We start from the raw sequence: 22,763 nt of genomic DNA, 5'->3' as shown, positions 1-22,763 counted from the left end.
TTAATTACCTGCTATTGCCTGCTGTAGTGCTTTAATCATTAACAAAGAAGAGGTTGCACCGGGGTCTTGGTGGCCAATACTACGTTCACCTAAATAGCTTGCTCGCCCTTTTTTCGCCAACATTTCAATCGTGGCAACCGCGTTCGTTTCTGCTAGCTCAACCATTTCATTCAGTAAGTGATCGGCGTTCATGCCATTTTCTAACGACGCCTTCACGCTAACTAAAACGGGTAACCAAACATCACACATGGTTTTATCACCCAGCTCTGCTTTACCACGAGACACCACGCCATCCACACCGCTTTTTAGTGCATCGACCAACTCTTCAAACGTTAGTTGCTCTCGGGTTCCGACAGCGGCAGCCGTGCGAATAAACAGCGTGCCATACAGCGGGCCACTTGCCCCACCGACACTAGAAAGCAAGGTCATGCCCGTATTCTTGAGAATGCTGCCGATATTTTGGTCCGCAAATTGCGGCAGTTTTTCAGCAACTTTTTTAAAGCCACGGTTCATATTGAGACCGTGGTCGGCGTCACCAATATCACGATCAAGGTCGGTCAGAAAATCTTGATTCTCTTGATACGTTTTTGCACATAACTCTAGCCAGTGAACGATATGTTGTTTTTCAATTTGCATGTTTGCTCCCCCTGTTACCACTTGATCGCGGCCGTATCGACAGGAGCATCAAACAGCTCCAACATCTCTTTGTCTGCCTTCAGCAACGTAATCGAAACGCCTTCCATATCGAGTGACGTACAGAAGTTGCCAACCATATTACGTACGATACGGAACCCTGCTTGCTCGCAGTTATGAGCCAGACGGCGGTACACTCCGTAAAGCTCTGAAGTTGGCGTACCACCCATACCATTCACCATCACGATGTAGTCGTGTTCAGCGGCGAAAGGCTCAATGCTGGATTCCACTTCATCCCATTCACCTTCGTCACGATTCCAAATACGCAATGTGCGCTGATAAGGCGTGTTTTCAGCAACTTCAGCAAACATTTCATCCACTAACGTATCGACATCGGTGTATTTCACTCGCTTGATACCTGGTTCGCCATGGATACCAACACCAAACTCAACTTCATCATCTTCCAGAACAAAAGATGGTTTACCTGCTGCGGGTACAACACAAGCATTAAGCGCCACGCCAAATGAACGACAGTGATTATTAACGCGACGAGCCAGTGCTTCACATTGCTCCAACGAATAACCTTTGCTCGCGGCAGCCCCAACTAACTTTTCAACCAATACCGTTCCAGCTACGCCACGGCGACCAGCGGTATACAGGCTGTCTTTGACTGCAACATCGTCATCCACCAACACCGACCCAACTTTGATGCCATCGGTATGAAGCAGCTCCACAGCCGTTTCAAAGTTCAACACGTCTCCGGTGTAGTTTTTAATGATAAATAGCACGCCTTCACCAGTATTCACTTGGTTGCCACATTCGTACATTTGATCTGGCGTTGGTGAAGTAAATACCTCTCCAGGGCAGGCGCCTGTCAGCATGCCTTTACCAATAAAACCTGCGTGCAAAGGTTCATGACCACAGCCACCACCAGAAACCAGTGCCACTTGCCCCGGTGTTTCCTCGTGCCACATGTAACGAGGTTCGTAGTTCGCTTTTAGCTCTGGGCGAGATAAAGCCAGACCTTCCATTTGCTGCAATACAACATCATCAACTTGGTTAATTAACTTTTTCATCGTTCTATCTCATTCCATTTATATTTTTATGTAGGGTATGAATTCATCTTAAACAGAGAAAATGCGTGCTCAACAAAAATCAATCCGTTTCATATTGAAACAAAAACTTCGGCATTATTGTTTCAATATGAAACGAAAAACGACAAATTTTCCTGAATAGTGATCGTCGCCATAAAGCATGCTGATTCTTATTACTTCTGGCAGTCGGTTTGACACAGAGGTCATAAAAGCATGGAACAAAACCAGAGATATCCTTCACCACTTACCACACCAAACCTAATATAAACCTTATCCCTACAATGGATATTCATTGCAGTCCAAAACACACATAAAAAAGGTTAAAGGTTTGAATTATGGACAAAATTATTATCAGCCCAAGCAAATACGTCCAAGGTGAACAAGTACTTACATCTATCGCTCACTATGTGAAAACATTGGGTGAACGTCCGTTAGTAATTGCCGATGAGTTCGTGACTAACCTGGTTGGTGATGACGTCAAACAAAGTTTTGCTGACGAAAAGCTTCCACTCACTATGAACATTTTTGGTGGCGAATGTTCACGCGTTGAGATTGAACGCATCACGGACATTTGTGCCACTCAGAAACACGATGTCATTGTCGGTATTGGTGGTGGTAAAACGTTAGATACAGCAAAGGCTGTTGCGTTTTACACAAAAATTCCTGTCGTGGTGGTTCCTACGATTGCCTCGACTGATGCGCCAACCTCAGCGCTTGCGGTGATATACACACCTGAAGGTGAATTTGCAGAATATTTGATGATCCCTAAAAACCCAGACATGGTCATCATGGATACGTCAGTCATCGCCAAAGCCCCTGTTCGCTTACTTGTATCGGGGATGGGCGACGCGCTTTCCACCTACTTTGAAGCTCGTGCCAACATGACTTCTGGTAAGGCAACAATGGCTGGTGGGTTAGCGACGCGTTCAGCACAAGCGCTTGCGAAACTTTGCTATGAAACCTTGCTTGAAGATGGTGTAAAAGCAAAAGCTGCAGTAGAAAATGGTGTGAGCACCAAAGCGGTAGAAAACATTATTGAAGCCAATACATACCTTAGCGGTATCGGTTTTGAAAGCAGTGGTCTAGCGGGTGCTCACGCTATTCATAACGGCCTAACTAAGCTTGAAGAGTGTCATCATCTCTATCATGGTGAGAAAGTCGCGTTCGGCACACTAGTTCAGCTGGTACTAGAAAACGCAGCGATGGAAGAGATTAATACGGTTCTTGCATTCTGCCGCTCTGTAGGTCTACCAACCAACTTATTTGATATGGGCGTTAAAGAGCTTAACCACGCTAAGTTGCGCGAGGTCGCCGAAGCCTCAACGGCCGAGGGAGAAACCATCCACAATATGCCATTCCCAGTGACGGCAGAAAATGTCTACTCTGCAATTCTAACCGCTCACCAGTTGGGTCAATAACTCACAAACCTTAAAATGGGTTTAAATAAAAAAGCGGCACATACTCTCGCATGTGCCGCTCAGGATTTTTGCTGTTAAGCGTAATTACTCAACCGTTACCGCTTTCGCTAGGTTACGTGGTTGGTCTACGTCCGTACCTTTGATCAGTGCTACGTAGTAAGACAGCAATTGCATTGGGATGGTGTAGTAGATCGCCGCCGTGATTTCACTAACGTGAGGCATCGTGATGATCTTCATTGTTTCATCGCCTTCGAAGCCTGCGTCTGCATCTGCGAATACATACAGAAGACCGCCACGCGCACGTACTTCCTCAACGTTTGATTTTAGCTTTTCAAGTAGGTCGTTGCTTGGTGCAACCACAACAACAGGCATGTCAGCATCAATCAGCGCAAGAGGACCGTGTTTTAGTTCACCCGCCGCGTACGCTTCTGCGTGGATGTAAGAGATCTCTTTCAGTTTTAGAGACGCTTCCATCGCGATTGGGTAGAACTCGCCACGGCCTAGGAACAATGTGTGGTGCTTGTCTGCAAAATCCGTTGCTAGTGCTTCAATTTCTTTCTCGAAAGAAAGTGCCGCGTTGATTTGCTTAGGAAGTGCATGCAGCGCTTCAACAATCTCTTTTTCTTTCTCTTTGCTGATGCGGCCTTGCTCTTTACCTAGTGCTGTTACCAGCATAAGTAGTGCAGAAAGCTGAGTCGTGAACGCTTTGGTTGAAGCCACGCCGATTTCGACGCCAGCGCGAGTCATGAATGCAAAATCTGATTCACGAACCAGAGAAGAGCCTGCTACGTTACAAATGGTCATCGCCGCCATATAACCTTTCTCTTTCGCAAGACGAAGTGCTGCTAACGTATCTGCAGTTTCACCAGACTGAGACAACGTAATAAGAAGGCTGTTTGGACGAGTCACAAACTTGCGGTAACGGAACTCAGACGCGATTTCTACATCACAGCTAACGCCAGCAATGTCTTCAAACCAGTAACGCGCTGTCATACCTGCGTTGTAAGACGTACCACACGCGACGATTTGTACGTGTTCTACTTTGCTTAGAATGTCTGCCGCGTGCACACCGATCGCGTCTGTCACAACAGAGTCTGCCGTGATACGACCTTCCATTGTGTTGATCAACGCTTTAGGTTGCTCATAGATTTCTTTTTGCATGAAGTGACGGTATTGGCCTTTATCACCTGCATCATGCTCTGCGTTAGATTCAACAATTTCACGCTCAACTGGCTCACCCGTTGCATCAAACACAGTGACTTCACGGCGAGTAATTTCTGCTACGTCCCCTTCTTCTAGGTACATGAAACGGCGCGTAACGTTAAGTAATGCAAGTTGGTCAGACGCTAGGAAGTTTTCACCTACACCAAAACCGATCACGATCGGGCTGCCTGAACGCGCTACTACGATGCGTGAAGGATCTTTGCGATCCAACGCTACCGTGCCGTATGCGCCTTCAAGTTGTTTTGCTGTTTTTTGTACCGCTTCTAATAGCGTTTCTGAAGTACGAAGTTCCCACTCAACCATGTGTGCGATAACTTCTGTATCCGTTTGCGATTCAAACACGTAGCCACGAGATTGAAGCAGCTCACGCAGCTCTTCATGGTTTTCGATGATGCCGTTATGGACAACTGCGATATCACCAGACATGTGTGGGTGAGCATTGATTTCAGAAGGTTCACCGTGCGTCGCCCAACGAGTGTGCGCAATGCCAGTTCCGCCGATCACTTTTGCTTCTTCTACTGCATCAGCCAATTCTTGTACTTTACCCAAGCGACGAACGCGCGTTAGGTTTGATTCGCCATCAACAACCGCAACGCCAGCAGAGTCGTAACCGCGGTACTCTAAGCGGCGTAGACCTTCAACCAAAATTTCTGCAACATCTCGTTGTGCTACTGCACCTACGATTCCACACATGTGTTTATCTCCGTTTGTAGTTTTGTTCTTCCCTAGCCATGATTTCAAATAGAGGCAGCAAGCAAAGGCCTTTATCCAGAGGGAAGTGAAATATGAAACTGATTACATCATTAGGCGCAAATGACTTTCACGCCATGTTGTTCAATCTGTACTTTATGCTCTGCTTGGATATCTGCATCGGTCACCAACACATCAACTTGATGCCAAGCGAGCTCTAAGTTTGGGATCTTACGGCCGATTTTTTCGGACTCTATCATTACGATCACTTCACGTGACGCTTCTGCCATTACCTTACTTAAGCCAACCAACTCATTAAATGTCGTGGTTCCACGCTCGAGATCGATGCCATCCGCACCGATGAATAGTTGGTCAAAGTCGTAAGCTCGTAATACAGATTCGGCTACTTTGCCTTGAAAGGACTCTGAGTGCGTATCCCAAGTACCGCCAGTCATCAGCAGTGTCGGTTCGCTCTCTAATTCATTTAGGGCGTTAGCAACATGCAACGAGTTGGTCATGACCACTAAGCCACGTTTGTCATTCAACTGTTGAATCAGCGCGGCAGTCGTGCTGCCACTGTCGATCACGATGCGATTATGATCGCGAATCAATGATGCTGCTGCTTTTGCTAAGCTTAACTTTCGAGTCGAAACATTAGCGCCCAATTCTTCGTGAATGACTTCCTTTGGGATAGCAATCGCACCGCCATAGCGGCGTAGAAGTTGGCCGTTTTTCTCTAAAGAAGCTAAATCCTTTCTAATCGTGACCTCTGAGGTTTCGAATTTCTGAGCAAGTTCATCAACGCTGACTTCTCCTAGTTCAGAAACCAAGTTAGAAATGGCGTGTCTTCTTAATTGAGTATTTCGTTTCGACATTTAAGTTTTGACTTTAAGTTTCGATGTGAAACTTATTATAGTCAAACCGAAACTTTCAAGTCCATTTATTTCGATCCAAAAAATTAATATTTCTCGATAAAACCTTGTCCTAAGACAATTCTTAAACAGTGATATTGGATTCATTCAGTGGTAGAATTCGCCACCGAAAAGAAAAAAAATTACAGAATTGAAGGCTATTTTTTTGCAACTTTCTGCATATAAAGTGGGATTAGTCACAAAAAGGTAACCAAAATCGCCGATCTTTTAGTCATAAAATGACTAAACTTGGTGAAAGACTTTCAGAATCTGAAGTTCTAATAATGAGACGAAAAATCGGTGGATGACAGGTACTAAATGTCATCAAAAACGTCCTGACTTCAGAGTAAATAACCGACTTTCAAATTGTAACTATACTTACCGGAGAGTATCTTCCATGAAAAAGACCAAAATCGTATGTACGATTGGCCCTAAAACAGAATCTGTAGAGAAGCTAACTGAACTAGTTAACGCAGGCATGAACGTAATGCGCCTTAACTTCTCTCACGGTGACTACGAAGAACACGGCACTCGTATCGCGAACTTCCGTAAAGTAATGGAAGCTACTGGCAAACCACTAGCAATTCTTCTAGATACTAAAGGTCCAGAAATCCGCACTATCAAGCTAGAAGGCGGTAACGATGTTGATCTAGTAGCAGGTCAAGAATTCACTTTCACAACTGACACTTCAGTTGTAGGTAACAAAGATAAAGTTGCAGTAACTTACGCTGGTTTCGCAGCCGACCTAAACGTAGGTAACACTATCCTAGTAGACGACGGTCTAATCGAGATGGAAGTTATCTCTAAGACTGAAACTGAAGTTAAATGTAAAGTTCTTAACAACGGTGCACTAGGCGAAAACAAAGGTGTTAACCTTCCTGGCGTTTCTGTAAACCTACCTGCACTATCTGAAAAAGATAAGAACGACCTTAAGTTTGGTTGTGAGCAAGGCGTTGACTTCGTAGCAGCTTCTTTCATCCGTAAAGCGTCTGACGTTCAAGAAATCCGTGAAGTACTTGCTGCAAACGGCGGCGAGAACATCCACATCATCTCTAAGATCGAAAACCAAGAAGGTGTTGATAACTTCGACGAGATCCTAGATCTTTCTGACGGCATCATGGTTGCACGTGGTGACCTAGGTGTTGAAATCCCAGCTGAAGAAGTAATCTTCGCTCAGAAAATGATGATCGAGAAGTGTAACCGTGCACGTAAGATGGTTATCACAGCAACTCAAATGCTTGATTCTATGATCAACAACCCACGTCCTACTCGTGCGGAAGCAGGCGACGTTGCTAACGCGGTAATGGACGGTACTGACGCAGTAATGCTTTCTGGTGAAACGGCGAAAGGTAAATACCCTGTTGAAGCGGTAACTATCATGGCTCAAATCGCGAACCGTACTGACTCAGCGCTAAAAGCTGAACTAGGTTCTCGTCTAGACAGCCCACGCCTACGCATCACTGAAGCAGTATGTAAAGGTGCAGTAGACACAGCTGAGAAACTAGCTGCTCCACTTATCGTTGTTGCAACTGAAGGCGGTAAGTCTGCACGTTCAGTACGTAAGTACTTCCCAACTGCAAACATTCTAGCGCTAACAACTAACAAGAAAACTGCTGCACAGCTAGTTCTAACTAAAGGTGTTACTCCAGTAGTTGTTGATTCAATCGAAAGCACTGACGCATTCTACGTAGCGGGTAAAGAACTTGCTCTAGAATCAGGTCTAGGTAACAAAGGCGATATCGTTGTTATGGTTTCTGGCGCTCTAGTTGCTTCAGGTACTACGAACACAGCTTCTGTACACGTACTATAAGACTGAACTTTTAACACTTCAGTTTCTTGAGAAGGAGGGCTTATGCCCTCCTTTTTTATATGGCTTTCTTGCTCTCATAATAGGCTAATTGTATTATTCACCTCTATCAGAATTTCGTACTGTTTAATTTTATCGTCACGATTAAAGTTTCTATGAGGTGTATGTGTCTAGTCCCACTCTTACCGACAAAGTATTAAGAATGATCCGTCAGGATATTCTCGATGGCGAGCTTAAACCAGGTCAAAAACTCGTGGTTGCCGAACTCAAAGAGAAGTACAACGTAGGAGCGTCACCCATTCGAGAAGCATTGGTGCAATTATCTTGGAGCAAATACGTCAAACTCGAGCCGCAAAAAGGCTGCTGGGTTGCACCTGTATGTAAAGATGAGTTACATGACTTGTACGAAAGCCTGCAAATGGTCTCCGCATGCTTACTCAGTAAGGCAATTATGATTGGCGATGAAAAATGGGAACTGGATGTACTAACTGCTTATCACAAGTTATCCCGAGTAAAACCTGGCGAAAGCTTTTGTTGGAGGGAATGGGAAGAGCGCCAAAATCAGTTTCTTACTGCGCTGTTTGAAGGTGCTGGCTCTGTCAATATGTTTGGGTTTTTCCGCGATCTACTCACGCAAATTAAACGCTACCAATACTTCGCGATGCAGATTTTAGGCACAGGGAACCCTGGGCACTGTAATCTCGATGAGCAAGAAATACTGATGAAGGCATCGCTAGACAAAAAGAGTCAGGATGCTTTAGGTTATCTAGAGCGTTATTTGAGACAGTCAATACAGTGTATCGAAGCCGCCATCGACAACCAATGTCGCATACTGGCTAGCGAATAACGCTCAGACTGAAAAAGCGGGGGCTATCCCCGTTTATTCATTTTTGCAAAAGCGCTAAGCAATATCATCATAACTATGACACAGCGATACGCAGTTACGCCCTGCACTTTTTGACTCATACAAAGCAATATCAGCACATTTATACGTTCTTGTACGATCAGAGGTTAAATCACTATATCCAGCACTGACAGTAATGCCTCTATCACTACGCATTTGAACCGCGACACGTAGCCTGTTCAATACAATTTCAGCCTCTTCTAGTGTTGTATGCGGCATAATCACTGCAAATTCCTCACCACCGACACGAGATACAAAGTCTGTGCTGCGGACTTCTTCTAGGAGGGTTTCTGCGACACTACAAATCACCTTGTCTCCTTCGTCGTGGCCAAGCTCGTCATTAATACGTTTAAAGTGGTCAATATCAAACAACGCCAAACAAGCAGGAGGGCTATCAGGATAGCGTTCAATAATCCCCGCATATTGCGCCAATTGCTCTTCAAATTTTCGGCGGTTCCACAACCCCGTCAAGCCATCTTTTTCGCTTAGGTTTCGTAATTTTTCTTCTAACTCTTTTTGCCCAGAGATATCCACCAGCGACGTAATGTAATAACTCACTTTACCTGATTTGGTTAAATTCGCCTGAATACGCATTATTGCGGTAAAGACTTGATTAAACTTAGTTCGACAACGAATCTCCCCTTCCCATACGTGTTCACTCTTCAGTGTTTTCCAGATACTCAGGTTTGCTTCGAGATCTTCAGGTAAGAGAATTAAATGATGTGCACTCCAACCTTGGGCATGCTTGGTTGAGTAACCCATCATGTTTTCAAACTCTTGATTAACCATGATGATTCTATGCGAAGCATCCGAGATCATCACCGCAGTCATACCATCAAGAGCAGCTCGAGCCAACTTCGATTCCATACTATGACGCCGATAATGCAGAGCAAGGGCTGCCGTCGGCAAAGTGAAGCCGAGCACCAAACTTAAAACAAAAAACGCTTCTTGGATTAAGTCATCAATATCCCTCTGAGCTCGGGATAATAACTGCTCATTGGTAAGATCAATAACCAGATGAAGAGGTTCGCTAGAAACAAACTGGATGGTGCGATACGCGACCAAATTCGAACCATTGTAAGCATAGCCCGAATCTTTTGAATTTAAACTACGCCAAATGTTTGGGTACATCCGGCCAAAATTAAATTGAGAGCGAGCGGGAATTATATGGCCATACAAACGAGCTGATTTAGGGCTATCAATGTAAAATCCGTCACTCTTAATCAGCTCAATATGGAAATCAAGCACTGACGAATAGTTGAGTCGAGAGGATAAATAGTCAATATCAACATTAAGCACAAGATACCCTTCGCGCTTTCCGTTAAGCGAAATAGGCATCAAAATACGCAGTGACGGGCTATAGGGATAGACTAACTCGCCATACTCTCGTTCTAAACCTATCCCCCACGAAGCGATTTCGCCATCGTCTAAGTTCTTAGCGAATTGAAAGTAATCTCGCTCTGACTTATTTTGCAATTTGATCGCGGGCAACGCAGCGCCTGTTTCAATCTCATAATTAATCCTCACTTTTTCTCGACCAGAAACATCAAGAAAGCGAATTTGCTTATACAACTTTTGATTGATTGCGACCGAGATCCACATGTCTTCTAAGATGGAACGGTTCACCCGGTTAGGTTGGCGCAGATATTCATACAGACTTTGGCTGTGACCAAGTAGGTCACTGATCGTTTCGATTTGATCCTGAATATTGCTGTATTCACGGCCAGTATAGGCCAATTGATGTAACGCTTCTTGAGCGGTGTTCTCAACATTGTTTTCTAACAACGTCAGATATTTCTGATAGTAGTAAGCGGCAGTGAGTGCACTAAAAAATAGTGCTGTCGCCAATAAGGTGCCGACTCGCTTAGGTACTTTCACACGTCTAATGCCTATCATGCTTACTAAAACGACAATTATATCATTAATTGTTATTTTCTAAACAAAAAAGCCACTTAGATTAAGTGGCTTTTCTATATGCAATCAGAGAGTTAAGGTTTGAGGGCTCGCTCTCCTCGCGCAATGCCAACGACACCACTACGAGCAACTTCGACAACTTCGGTCACTTCGGATATCGCTTGAATGAAGGCATCTAGCTTTTCACTCGTACCCGCAAGTTGTACGGTGTATTGGGAAGCCGTGACATCCACGATCTGGCCACGAAAGATGTCTGCCGTCCGCTTCACTTCTGCTCGCGCAAAACCACTGGCTTTCACTTTCACCATCATCAGTTCACGCTCAATGTGCTCATACTCGGTGACTTCTTGTACTTTCAGCACATCGATCAATTTGTGTAACTGCTTCTGAATTTGTTCCAACTGCATCTCATCAGATGTCGTGGTAATGTTCATTCGCGACAAGGTTTCATCATCAGTCGGTGATACCGTCAAAGATTCAATGTTGTAACCACGTTGAGAGAACAAACCAACAACACGAGACAACGCACCCGGTTGGTTTTCCAATAGCAATGAAATAATGTGTCTCATATTAAGTTCTCTCCGTTTTGCTTAGCCACATTTTATCCATACCCTCACCTTTGATTTGCATCGGGTATACGTGTTCGGTTTCGTCTACGTTGATGTCCACAAACACCAGACGATCTTTCATATCCAACGCTTTTTGTAGCCCTTCTTCGAGCTGATCAGGCGTTTCGATACGAATACCGACGTGACCATAAGCTTCTGCAATCGCTGCAAAGTCAGGAACAGAACTCATGTAAGAATTAGAGTGACGGCCTTGATAAATAATGTCTTGCCACTGTTTTACCATGCCTAAGAATCGGTTGTTCAGGTTGATGATCTTCACTGGAATGTCGTATTGCATGGCTGTCGACAATTCTTGAATATTCATCTGAATACTGCCGTCACCAGTCACAACCACGACCTCTTCTTGTGGCATGGCAAACTTCACGCCCATGCCAGCCGGAAGACCAAATCCCATGGTGCCAAGACCACCAGAGTTTATCCAACGGCGCGGCTTATTGAATGGGTAGTACAGCGCCGCAAACATCTGATGCTGGCCCACATCAGACGCCACATATGCGTCGCCATTAGTTAGCTTGTGCAGCGTTTCAATTACTTGCTGTGGCTTGATTCGTTCTGGAGACGTTTCATAAGACAAGCAGTTGCGGTCACGCCATACTTGAATGTCATCCCACCATGCAGTGATAGCATCTTGATCATTTCCACTACCTTGCTCTGCAAGCAGCCCGAGCATGGTTGTCAGCACTTTTTCCGCAGAACCTACGATCGGCAAATCCACTTTCACGTTTTTCGAGATCGATGACGGATCGATATCAATATGCATCACTTTTGCGTTTGGGCAGTACTTTTCAAGGTTGTTGGTTGTACGGTCATCAAAACGCACACCGATACCAAAAATAAGATCCGCTTCATGCATTGCCATATTAGCTTCGTAAGTGCCGTGCATACCCAACATGCCCAGTGAGTTTTTATGTGTACCCGGGAATGCCCCCAAGCCCATCAAAGTACTCACAACGGGTAGGTTCAGTTTGTCGGAAAGCTCTAAAATATGTTCATGAGCGCCAGAAATCACCGCACCACCACCGATATAAAGCACTGGTTTTTTCGCTTCTAATAGCGATTTAAGCGCTTTTTTAATCTGGCCTTTATGGCCCGAAGTTGTCGGCTTGTAAGAACGCATTGAAAGCGTTTCTGGATATTGATAAGGCAGTTTGATTTGCGGGTTCATCACATCTTTTGGCAAATCAATCACAACTGGACCAGGTCGACCTGTAGTCGCGATATAAAACGCTTTTTTGATTGTTTCAGGAATATCTTCCGCTTTTTTTACTAAAAAGCTGTGTTTGACCACTGGGCGGGAGACACCGACGATGTCACACTCTTGGAAAGCATCATTACCAATTAGGCTATTCGGTACGTTACCCGAGATAACGATCATTGGGATAGAGTCCATATACGCTGTTGCAATACCCGTAATGGTATTGGTCGCGCCCGGCCCCGAGCACACAAGTACGACACCCGGTTTACCGGTAGCTCGAGCGTAACCATCTGCCATATGAGTGGCGGCTTGCTCATGCCTTACAAGTACGTGTTTGATTTGATCGGTTTTGGCATGCAGTGCATCGTAGATATCCAAAACAGAGCCACCTGGGTAGCCAAAGATCTGCTCTACGTGCTCTTCTATCAGAGATTGAACCACCATCTCTGCGCCTGACAACATTGCTGTCATAATTGCTCTCCTTAGCCAGTTTCCTCACCGTAAGGTCAACGGATTGGTCTGGTTTTACATAGTCTAGGTCTTATTCGTAGCCTAATCGAAATACTTCCACGTTTTCGGCTATGTCTTGCGTTCGTCATAACATCCCGCAAGGTTACCCAACAAATGTAACGTTTTATTATCAATGGGTCTAATGAGAGATTGGTCTACTTTTTAAACAAGATACTAGTAATTAGAATGTTAGTAGGAATAGCAGCCACACATCTCCTATTTCACAGTACAACCTAAAAAGTTAACGCTCAAAAAAAGAACATTATTTCATAAGCTTTTAGCTACAGGGTGCGAAATAGCGTTATTTGACGAGCAGAACAGAAAAAATCAATACAAACAAAAATCCCCAGCAATGCGCGATCACATCACTGGGGATTTTTTCATCAATATAAAATCTAAGTCAGCTTAAGTTACTTTTTATCCGACTTTTCCTTATACATTTCTTCAATTTCATCTTGGTATTTGTCATTGATGACTTTACGACGAAGTTTTTGAGTTGGCGTTAACTCACCATCATCCATAGAGAAAGCTCTTGGTAACAATTTAAACTTCTTCACTTGTTCAAACTTTGCCAACTCTTTTTGAAGATCGTTTACACGCTTCTCAAGCATTTCGACCACCTGGTGGTGCTTAATCAACTCAACGCGATCGTGATATTTGATATTCAGCTCTTTCGCGTACTCTTCTAGCGAGTCATAACAAGGCACGATAAGCGCAGAAACAAACTTACGAGTATCCGCAATGACTGCGATTTGCTCGATGAAGTGGTCTTTACCAATCGCACCTTCAATCATTTGTGGAGCGATGTATTTACCACCTGAAGTTTTCATCAACTCTTTGATACGATCGGTGATGAACAAGTTGCCATTTTCATCAATGTAACCAGCGTCGCCCGTTTTTAGGAAACCGTGCTCATCAAAGGTCTTTTCCGTCTCTTCTGGCATTTTGTAATAGCCACGCATCACCATTGGACCACGAACCAGAATCTCGTTGTTTTCGCCGATCTTAACCTGTGCGCCAGGCATCGACATACCAATAGAGTCGGGGTTAAAACATTTATCATCCCAACACGATACTGTCGCCGTGGTTTCAGTCATGCCGTAGCCCAACTTAACGTTGATACCAATCGCATGGAAGAATCGACCGATGGTTTCATCCAACTTTGCACCGCCACAAGGCATAAAGTTGATTTGCCCGCCAAGTAGCGCACGCAGTTTGCTCAGAACCAACTTATCCGCCAAAGCGTATGACTTACGCAGCAAGAGCGATGGCTGACGTTTTTCTTGATGACAAGCGGCCATTTTTGCGCCCATGTTGACTGCCCAAGTAAACATGATCTTACGATGAATCGGCGCGCGAGACACTTTCTCGTGAATCGCAGAGAAGATCTTCTCATAGAAACGCGGTACGGCACACATCACGGTAGGTCGCACCTGGCTCAGTGCATCACGTACTTGCATGGTGTCTTGCAAATAGCAGTTGGTCGCCCCTTTGTACAATACATAAAAGGTCCAAGCGCGCTCAAATACGTGTGACAACGGAAGGAAACATAATGACACGTCACTTTGAGAAAGGCTCAAGCGCTGATCGTGCCCTTCCAATTGCGCCGCAATGTTTGCGTAGTCCAACATAACGCCTTTTGGCTGGCCTGTTGTACCCGAGGTGTAGATCAGCGTGAGTAGATCATCTTCTTTTGCCTGATCTAAACGCGCGTCCAATTCAACTTGATATGTAGCGTCGCCTTTGGCAACAAATGCTTGCCAAGAGATAACGAAATCATGATCGCCAAGTTCTATATCATCAGACATCGCAACAATGAGCTCTAACTGTTCGCACTGGTCGAAAATGCTCACTGCTGCATCAAATTGAGGCTGTTCACCAACAAACAGAACTTTGACGTCTGCATTGTTAATGATGTACGCCGACTGGGCGGCAGTATTGGTTGGGTAAATAGGTACTGTCACGCTGCGTAATTGCAGTGCTGCGATATCAGCGATCGTCCATTGCGGCATGTTGTTCGAGAAAATGCCGATCTTATCTTGGACTCCTAATCCCTGAGCCAAAAGTGCAAGTGATAAAGCATCAACTTGCTGACCAAATTGCGTCCACGTAATACCTTGCCACTCCTCACCCACTTTATGCTTGAGTGCAACGCGTGTACCACCGTTCGCAATTTGTTCACGAATACGTTTAACGATATGAAAATCTAACTTGGCCATTCTTTTACTTACCTTTTGGCTTACAGGCGTAAGCTAATTGAGCGAACAAGTGTACTCACGGCTTGCTAAAACGCAACTGACCAGTATCAAACTTATCACTAATAAGAGACAACTATCACTTATACGTCGCGAACGTACCTCAAATTGCTGAATGATTACTCTATTTAACTTACTGTTTCGATTGTTGATTACGAAAACAAAAAGCCCCGAGAGACAAAAATCGCTCGGGGACCAATGAATTGTAAAAATTGATGATTACCAATATGGTCTAATCGAGAAGACCAAACGTCATCTTATTTTGCGGCAACGACTTCACCACAAGTGATCATCAGTTGATCGCGTAGCCAAATGTGGCCTTTATCTTTTTCACTTGATTCATGCCAGCTTAAGAAGCCGCTGATTTCTTTGTTCGCAAATGGGAAATCAAGAATTTGTAATTGATCGCTGTTTACCGCATTTTCCGCCATCCAACGTGGTGCAATAGTCACAAGCTCAGATTGACCCACCACGTATAGTAGGTTGCTTAAACTAGAACCTTCATACGCCGCTTGGCAATCCAGTTCACGGTACGCTTGCTCTGAGAAACTACGTTGGCCATGCACTTTAGATAACTTCGCATGCTTTTCGTTAAGCAGTTGCTCAGCCGTCACACCACCTTGAATGCGTGGATGTGTTTTTGATGCGATAACCACTAATTCATCTTTGAAGATTTCAGTACTTGAGAAACCTTGCTCATCAAAACGAGCGTAGTCGATCACGAAATCAATTTCTTGGTAGCGCATACGCTCAGACAACAAACGGTCAAATTCTGCATCTAGGTGAAGCTGAACGTTTGGTGCTTGTTGATTCACTTTTGCCATGATCTTCGGAGCAAAACGCATGTCGCAAGGGCTGCAAATCGCAAGCTTGAATAAGCGAGTCGAAGATTCTGGCTGGAATACAGAGCTAGGAAGTTCATTGCGAATCAGCTGCAGTGCTTGGCGAATAGGACCAAACAGTTGACGTGCTCGTTGCGTAGGCTGAATACCACGGCCTTGGCGCATGAATAGCTCGTCGTTAAACATCACTTTTAAGCGTGCCACGGCGTTACTTACCGCCGGCTGAGACATGCCTAGGTTATGTGCTGCACGAGTAATATTTTGCTCTTGCATTACAGCATCAAATACAGTCAGTAGGTTTAAATCTACACCACGCAAAGTGCTTTCCATACGGTAGCTAGCAATTGCGCTCATCGCGTCTTTCTTCTCTAACATTAAGTGCGCCTCTTTTGTAATCGTCAACTTTGTTCATTAAATTCATAACGAATAGAATCCCATCTCGCACAAAAGACGGCGGCTGGATTCGAATCATTTTACGAATAGATAACCTAACTTTTTATTATATTTATCGTCCGGATACTTCCGGCTCGAACTGTACTATCAACTAATCGATTGCGGTTTCGCAACTAGATTGATATTTAATCAGTAAATTTTAGCCAATTAGGTATTTATTTGTTAAATAACAAAGGTTTGATAAAAACATAAAAAACTATAAAACACGTAAAAATGCATTCTTTGAGGACGTATTTAGCAAATTGATAGGACAGGTGGTTAACACAAGCATGCATTTAGCTCAGTTATTGGTTGAGATAAGAACAACATATAGCAGCTATATCTCTGATTGAATTTTGCACTTATCAGTCAAATTATCAGCAAATACACACTGAATAGAAATGAGAGAGGAAGAATAAAAATGCAGCCTTCCAAACAGAAAGGCTGCAACAAAATCGTGTCAAAAATGGAAGGAACAATGTACTGAACAACGTACTTAAATGTTCGACACGTAACTTGGAAAATCAACCTGCTCCCACAGCTGTCTGGATAACTCTGCTTGTGAATCCCATGCACCTTGCAGTACCCAATGAACAATAGCCTGAGCAACATCTGGGTATTTCACACTTTCGGCTTGTTGCTCCTTTAGCCACTGGCGTACTGCGGAAATGTCTAAGCTCTCCATCGACATCGCAAGCCCTAAATCTTCTAAGGTCGCAACATTGCTCTGCTGCTCGAATTGACCCGCGAGTGGCTTTAGTAACAATTTTTTCCCCAAAGACAAGGCTTCTGAAGGAAGCTCAAACCCACCATTAGCAATGACACCACTACAGCGATGCAAATGATGCTGGAAGTTGCTGTGGCATAAAGGGCGCAGTTCTATGTTTTCTACCTGCTCACATTCGATCACATCCGGGTGATAACAGATAAACGCTTGTTGATTAAAGTGGAACAATAAGTCCGAGATATCTTCAATCGATTCGAACGGTAGATACACCAACACGAAGTCGTCGTTTTCTGCTTGGCTATCGACGGTATGCACTATTGGTGGTAACAAAGGTTGATCAAAATGATGCCAATGCAAACCAAGGTGGTGTTGAGAAGGCGCAAAGTATTCAATGACGGATTTATCTAACCAACTTGCTCCCTTTAGTGGCACCGGATAACGGAAAGCATTTTGGTGGCTGATACCAATAGAAGGCTTATTTTGTTGTCTCGCTGCCCACGCAGTCACAGGTTCGAAGTCATTAATGATAAGATCGTAGGACGACAGATCGAGTTGCTTAACTTCTTTGAAAAACTGCACCAAATTGTTATTCAATGCTGTTTTCGCGTAGTTTACAGAGCCTTTTTCGGTAATAAAGGTGAAGCCTCGGCGAGTCTGGTAATCGCCAAATGCTTCCATTGAAAAGTATTTTTCCGGCGCTCGCCCAGAAAACAAAAAGTCGACCTCAACATCGTGCTCTTTAAACGCATGACTCATCGCCCTTGCGCGTGCAATATGTCCGTTTCCTGTTCCTTGAACACCGTACAAGATTTTCATCAATTAGCCTCCTAACATCGCAATCGCTAATCCACCACAGAGACTGCCAAGCAGTGCACCAATGATGACATCGGTAAAAAAGTGCACACCCAATAAGATTCGCGCGGTTCCGATTAAACTTGCCCAAAAGAATGCAGCAACGCCTAGGCTCGGATAGAAATGGTCAATCAGCGTCGCCATGACAAACGCAGCGGCAGTGTGTCCTGAAGGAAGACTATAGCGATCAGAGGGGGTAATAAAAGCAGGAAGGAGTGCACTAAGCTCTTCAGGGCGACGACGCTTAAAACTATTTTTCAGCGTCCAATAAATTGGTAGCTCGATAGCAAAAGCAAGTAAACCCGCCAGTAAAAACCAGACTCCTTGCTCCTTATCTAAATACCAAGCTAATAAACCCAACACCAAGTAAAGATGCCCGTCACCACTGTGGGAGACTCCTTTACTGATATTGGCGACTTGTTGATTAAAACGGTGCTTAAGACAAACACTAGAGAGCGCTAAATCAAACTTAGCAATGGTTGCAATTGGCTGTGTAATTGTCTCTATGGTTCGCATGTGACCTTTCCTTACTTTGACAACGCCTTTGTGTGAAAAGTAGGAGGTTTAGGTGACAACAGCATGACGGGAGTTTGGACAATTAATGACAAAGGCCAAATTAAGGTGTGCCCAACAATTTATCTATTGGGCATAACCATAAAAATAGAACATTAAGAACGGTTTGATGGTTGCGGTTGAGGGGTGTCTATATACCAGACTTTTCTCTTCTTGCGGCAGGCGCGCAAAGAGCCTGTCGTAATGTCGCCATCTTTTGTAAGCTCATAGCTCAGTGAGCGGCAAGTATAGTTTCCCGACAGTTCATGCTCTATACTCGTTTTCTCCGTTTTACTCGAGTTAGGCTCTAGTAGAGGGTTAGGCTGAGTAGATAAAATGTCACGATTTATCACATTGCTGCGCGCATAATCCTTATGGACATAACCTTTTATCACTCCTTTCTGTTCAACGAGAAACCAAGGTTGATCAACCACTTTTGCTAGCACATTAAAGACTTCCCCTTTCGATAATACGCCAAGCTTTGCCCCTTCAAGACTCGGTTTGGAGCGTAGGTTTAATGTGGTCTTAGAGCGGTAAGAAACATCCATAAACTCTACTGGGTTTGAGGTATCGACACCTTCAGTGGTTGGTCGGAAAACTTCCGCTTGCTGTTTCTCACTAGGTTGAACACGGATCTTCCACCAAGAATACGTTTCCGGATCTTTACCTTTAAACTTATTTCGGCTGTCAGACTCAAGGGCAACAAGCATCTGATTCAAGAAAGATTCGCGTCCCTCATAACTCAAAAATCGATCCATTTGATCATTGATAACCATGACGCTCTGTGAGTGATCATTCATAACAACGGGGGAAGCCACTTCCACATAGGTCTGCGATTGAAACAGCTGACAACCCGACAAGCTGACCAGAGTAAATACTATGGCTGAACGTCCAAATTGTTTTGTTAACCTCATTCTTTCCCTAACCCTTATTTCTTTTACCTAGTGCAACTGCACTACTATAAATGGTCATTCAAAACTTTTGCCAAACAATTCGGACCTTTGTGTGACAAGTCGCAATCCCGATGCTTGTTTTGGTAATGAAACGTCGCAAACTTGATGAGAACTTACTTCTTCTAGCACGTTTCTATCGCATCATGTCGTTTCACTTAGTGCATCATTTTTCTCAAGCAAGTGAAAAGACTCATCCGATATGAATAAAAAATCGACTTTAGGGTTGACGCGCTTCATGGAGTGCGGTACTAATTTGTTAACTTAATTATGTGGAAAGCTTAACAACTATGTCAGCGCATTTTTCTATCCTGCTTAGCCTCCTCCTGATCGTGACCAGTTCGCGCGGGTAGGCTGTGGAAGAAAAATAACCACACCAATTTCTAAGAACCCGCATGAGAATGCGGGTTTTTTTATATCTAAATACTGGAAGTAAACGATTCACTTGCGCGGAAGTGCAGAAATCAGGAAGGAAGCAAACATGAACGATCAGGTCATTATATTCGACACCACATTGCGTGATGGCGAGCAAGCGTTGTCAGCAAGCTTGACGGTTAAAGAAAAACTGCAGATTGCCTATGCGCTGGAAAGACTCGGCGTTGATGTTATCGAAGCTGGCTTCCCAATCTCTTCACCAGGTGATTTCGAGTCTGTACAAACCATCGCAAAAAACATAAAAAACAGTCGAGTTTGTGCCCTTTCGCGTGCCGTTGCGAAAGACATTGATGCTGCCGCTGAAGCCTTAAAAGTGGCCGACCAATTCCGTATCCACACATTTTTAGCCACTTCCACCATTCACGTAGAAGACAAACTACGCCGCAGCTACGACGATGTACTAGAAATGGCAGTCAACGCCGTTAAACATGCGCGTAACTACACTGATGATGTCGAGTTTTCTTGTGAAGATGCAGGTCGTACTCCTATAGACAACCTATGTCGCATGGTAGAAGCCGCCATCAATGCAGGTGCGAGTACAATCAACATTCCAGATACCGTTGGCTACACGGTACCAAGTGAGTTTGGTGGGATTATTGAAACCCTATTTAACCGCGTTCCGAACATTGATAAAGCGATCATCTCCGTTCACTGTCACGACGATTTGGGGATGTCAGTTGCCAACTCTATTGCCGCCGTTCAAGCTGGCGCACGTCAGATAGAAGGCACGATCAATGGCATTGGAGAGCGAGCGGGTAACTGTTCACTTGAAGAGATCGCAATGATCATCAAGACTCGTCAAGAGTTTTTGGGCGTTCACACTGGCATTAAGCATGATGAAATTCACCGCACCAGTAAGTTGGTTAGCCAGCTATGCAATATGCCTATTCAAAGCAACAAAGCAATTGTGGGTGCAAATGCGTTTAGCCACTCTTCAGGCATCCACCAAGATGGCATGTTGAAGAATAAGAATACCTACGAAATCATGACCCCTGAGTCTATTGGCCTAAAAAACCAAGCTCTGAACTTAACCAGCCGCAGCGGTCGCGCTGCCGTGAAGAGCCATATGGACACCATGGGTTACAACGAAGACGAGTACAACCTAGACGCACTGTATGCGGATTTCTTGAAACTTGCTGACCGCAAAGGCCAAGTGTTCGATTACGACCTAGAAGCCCTAATGCACTTCTCGAACTTGCGTGAAGAAGATGACTTCTACAAATTGAGCTACCTAAGCGTGCAGTCTGGCAGCGTAATGGCTACCACCAGCATCAAAATGCAATGCGGTGATGAAGAAATGTGTGAAGCAGCGGTCGGTAATGGCCCAGTTGATGCGCTATACCAATGTATCTACCGCGTGACAGGCTACGACATCGTTCTGGATAAATTCGACCTAACCGCGAAAGGTGAAGGTGAAGATGGTTTGGGTCAAGCAGACATCATTGCCAACTACAAAGGTCGCAAATACCACGGTACGGGTGTTTCCACCGACATCGTTGAGGCTTCCGGCCAAGCATTATTGCACGTTATTAACAGCATTCATCGTGCAGATAAAATCGAAGAAATGAAGCAGAAAAAGATTGCGACTGTGTAATAACAACCGGGCTACACGGCTCAGGAAAGAACACGCTCGTTGAAATAATTAAGCTCAAAATTAGAAAACTTAAAGGATTAACATGACAGACAAATCGTACAAAATTGCCGTCCTACCCGGTGACGGCATTGGCCCGGAAGTAATGGCGCAGGCACATAAAGTATTGGATGCAATCGAAAAGAAACATGGTATTGCGTTTGAGCGTGACGAGCATGATGTCGGTGGTATCGCGATCGACAACCACGGTTGCCCACTTCCAGAGAGCACAATAAAAGCATGTGAAGAGTCTGATGCAGTCCTATTCGGCTCGGTTGGCGGCCCTAAGTGGGAGCACTTACCACCAAACGAGCAACCTGAACGCGGTGCCCTACTTCCACTACGCAAACACTTCCAACTGTTCTGTAACTTACGTCCAGCGCAAATTCACTCAGGTCTTGAAGCTTTCTCACCGCTACGTGCAGACATCTCGGGTCGCGGCTTTGACATCGTGGTAGTCCGTGAACTGACGGGTGGTATCTACTTCGGCCAACCGAAAGGTCGTGAAGGTGAAGGCGCAACAGAGAAAGCGTTCGACACTGAGGTGTACCACCGCTTTGAGATCGAACGTATTGCAAAAATCGCTTTTGAATCTGCACGTCTACGCCGTAAGAAGGTGTGTTCAATCGATAAAGCGAACGTTCTGCAAAGCTCAATCCTATGGCGTGAAGTGGTAGAAGAAATCGCAAAAGATTACCCAGATGTCGAGCTGTCACACATGTACATTGATAACGCAACAATGCAGTTGATTAAAGACCCTGCTCAGTTTGACGTGATGCTTTGTTCAAACATCTTCGGCGACATCATTTCTGATGAGTGTGCAATGATCACTGGCTCAATGGGTATGCTACCTTCAGCAAGCCTAAACGAAAGTAAATTTGGTCTGTACGAGCCAGCAGGTGGCAGTGCACCCGATATCGCAGGTAAGAATATTGCTAACCCTGTGGCGCAAATCCTATCAGCAGCACTGATGCTGCGTTACAGCCTAGGTGAAGAAACTGCGGCGCAAGACATTGAAGCCGCAGTATCAAAAGCACTTTCAGCTGGGGAGCTAACGGGCGATCTTGCTGGTGACAACCCTGCGCTTACAACATCTGAGATGGGCGATAAGATCGCTGAGTACATCTTAAACTCGTAATACAGAACAGATTCATAATAA

Annotated in this window: 17 protein-coding genes; 5 read left to right on the top strand and 12 right to left on the bottom strand. The window is 44.6% G+C overall.

Annotation, left to right across the window (positions count from 1 at the left end; genetic code table 11):
* Positions 1 to 636 (bottom strand): dihydroxyacetone kinase subunit DhaL, encoded by a 636-nt coding sequence (dhaL, locus tag R7E78_RS13860; protein ID WP_170890667.1) that lies wholly within the window; start codon positions 634 to 636, stop codon positions 1 to 3.
* A 14-nt stretch (positions 637 to 650) separates the two neighbouring features.
* Complete coding sequence (gene dhaK / locus R7E78_RS13855) at positions 651 to 1,709, bottom strand: dihydroxyacetone kinase subunit DhaK (protein ID WP_005379704.1); 1,059 nt, start codon at positions 1,707 to 1,709, stop codon at positions 651 to 653.
* A gap of 353 nt (positions 1,710 to 2,062) precedes the next feature.
* Here dhaK and R7E78_RS13850 point away from each other — a divergent pair, with 353 nt between their 5' ends.
* Positions 2,063 to 3,145, top strand: coding sequence for a glycerol dehydrogenase (locus R7E78_RS13850; RefSeq protein ID WP_005379703.1), 1,083 nt, complete (start codon positions 2,063 to 2,065; stop codon positions 3,143 to 3,145).
* Positions 3,146 to 3,229: 84 nt separating this feature from the next.
* Here the strand turns inward: R7E78_RS13850 and glmS are convergent, their stop codons facing one another.
* Together glmS and R7E78_RS13840 are read right to left on the bottom strand one after the other, a co-directional pair.
* Positions 3,230 to 5,062: a glutamine--fructose-6-phosphate transaminase (isomerizing) gene (glmS, locus tag R7E78_RS13845; RefSeq protein ID WP_033906046.1), complete on the bottom strand. Its 1,833-nt coding sequence runs from the start codon at positions 5,060 to 5,062 to the stop codon at positions 3,230 to 3,232.
* A 110-nt stretch (positions 5,063 to 5,172) separates the two neighbouring features.
* Positions 5,173 to 5,934, bottom strand: coding sequence for a DeoR/GlpR family DNA-binding transcription regulator (locus R7E78_RS13840; protein ID WP_005379701.1), 762 nt, complete (start codon positions 5,932 to 5,934; stop codon positions 5,173 to 5,175).
* 433 nt (positions 5,935 to 6,367) lie between these two features.
* Here R7E78_RS13840 and pykF point away from each other — a divergent pair, with 433 nt between their 5' ends.
* A complete protein-coding gene (gene pykF / locus R7E78_RS13835) occupies positions 6,368 to 7,780 on the top strand; it encodes a pyruvate kinase PykF (protein WP_005379700.1) in 1,413 nt (470 codons plus the stop codon).
* A gap of 157 nt (positions 7,781 to 7,937) precedes the next feature.
* The gene (locus R7E78_RS13830; protein WP_080659233.1) at positions 7,938 to 8,624 is read left to right on the top strand and encodes a GntR family transcriptional regulator; all 687 of its coding nucleotides are present in this window, start codon (positions 7,938 to 7,940) and stop codon (positions 8,622 to 8,624) included.
* Positions 8,625 to 8,678: 54 nt separating this feature from the next.
* Here the strand turns inward: R7E78_RS13830 and R7E78_RS13825 are convergent, their stop codons facing one another.
* From R7E78_RS13825 to R7E78_RS13790, 8 genes are all read right to left on the bottom strand, one after another.
* Positions 8,679 to 10,559, bottom strand: a complete 1,881-nt coding sequence (locus R7E78_RS13825) for a GGDEF domain-containing protein (RefSeq protein ID WP_005379698.1) — start codon at positions 10,557 to 10,559, stop codon at positions 8,679 to 8,681.
* A 110-nt stretch (positions 10,560 to 10,669) separates the two neighbouring features.
* Positions 10,670 to 11,164 (bottom strand): acetolactate synthase small subunit, encoded by a 495-nt coding sequence (ilvN, locus tag R7E78_RS13820; protein ID WP_005379697.1) that lies wholly within the window; start codon positions 11,162 to 11,164, stop codon positions 10,670 to 10,672.
* Position 11,165: 1 nt separating this feature from the next.
* Entirely contained in the window at positions 11,166 to 12,890 is a 1,725-nt protein-coding gene (locus R7E78_RS13815) for an acetolactate synthase 3 large subunit (protein WP_005379695.1), read from the bottom strand.
* 449 nt (positions 12,891 to 13,339) lie between these two features.
* Entirely contained in the window at positions 13,340 to 15,148 is a 1,809-nt protein-coding gene (locus tag R7E78_RS13810) for an AMP-dependent synthetase/ligase (RefSeq protein WP_005379694.1), read from the bottom strand.
* Between the two features lie 293 nt (positions 15,149 to 15,441).
* Positions 15,442 to 16,401, bottom strand: coding sequence for a LysR family transcriptional regulator CalR (calR, locus tag R7E78_RS13805; protein WP_005379693.1), 960 nt, complete (start codon positions 16,399 to 16,401; stop codon positions 15,442 to 15,444).
* Between the two features lie 553 nt (positions 16,402 to 16,954).
* Complete coding sequence (locus R7E78_RS13800; protein ID WP_064376679.1) at positions 16,955 to 18,001, bottom strand: MJ1255/VC2487 family glycosyltransferase; 1,047 nt, start codon at positions 17,999 to 18,001, stop codon at positions 16,955 to 16,957.
* Between the two features lie 3 nt (positions 18,002 to 18,004).
* Positions 18,005 to 18,553 carry a phosphatase PAP2 family protein gene (locus R7E78_RS13795; protein ID WP_005379690.1) on the bottom strand — a complete coding sequence of 183 codons (549 nt, stop codon included), beginning with the start codon at positions 18,551 to 18,553 and terminating at the stop codon, positions 18,005 to 18,007.
* A gap of 152 nt (positions 18,554 to 18,705) precedes the next feature.
* Complete coding sequence (locus tag R7E78_RS13790) at positions 18,706 to 19,503, bottom strand: SH3 domain-containing protein (protein WP_158157193.1); 798 nt, start codon at positions 19,501 to 19,503, stop codon at positions 18,706 to 18,708.
* Positions 19,504 to 20,020: 517 nt separating this feature from the next.
* On the opposite strand from R7E78_RS13790, the gene leuA reads away from it, so the two are divergent.
* Both leuA and leuB read left to right on the top strand, forming a co-directional pair.
* The gene (gene leuA / locus R7E78_RS13785; protein WP_005379685.1) at positions 20,021 to 21,568 is read left to right on the top strand and encodes a 2-isopropylmalate synthase; all 1,548 of its coding nucleotides are present in this window, start codon (positions 20,021 to 20,023) and stop codon (positions 21,566 to 21,568) included.
* Positions 21,569 to 21,650: 82 nt separating this feature from the next.
* Positions 21,651 to 22,742: a 3-isopropylmalate dehydrogenase gene (leuB, locus tag R7E78_RS13780; RefSeq protein ID WP_213910868.1), complete on the top strand. Its 1,092-nt coding sequence runs from the start codon at positions 21,651 to 21,653 to the stop codon at positions 22,740 to 22,742.
* Positions 22,743 to 22,763 lie beyond the last annotated feature (21 nt).

It is taken from the genome of Vibrio sp. YT-19(2023), from assembly GCF_033337395.1.
The sequence above is the reverse complement of the archived record's forward strand: the minus strand, read 5'-3'. Positions and strand labels throughout refer to the sequence as shown.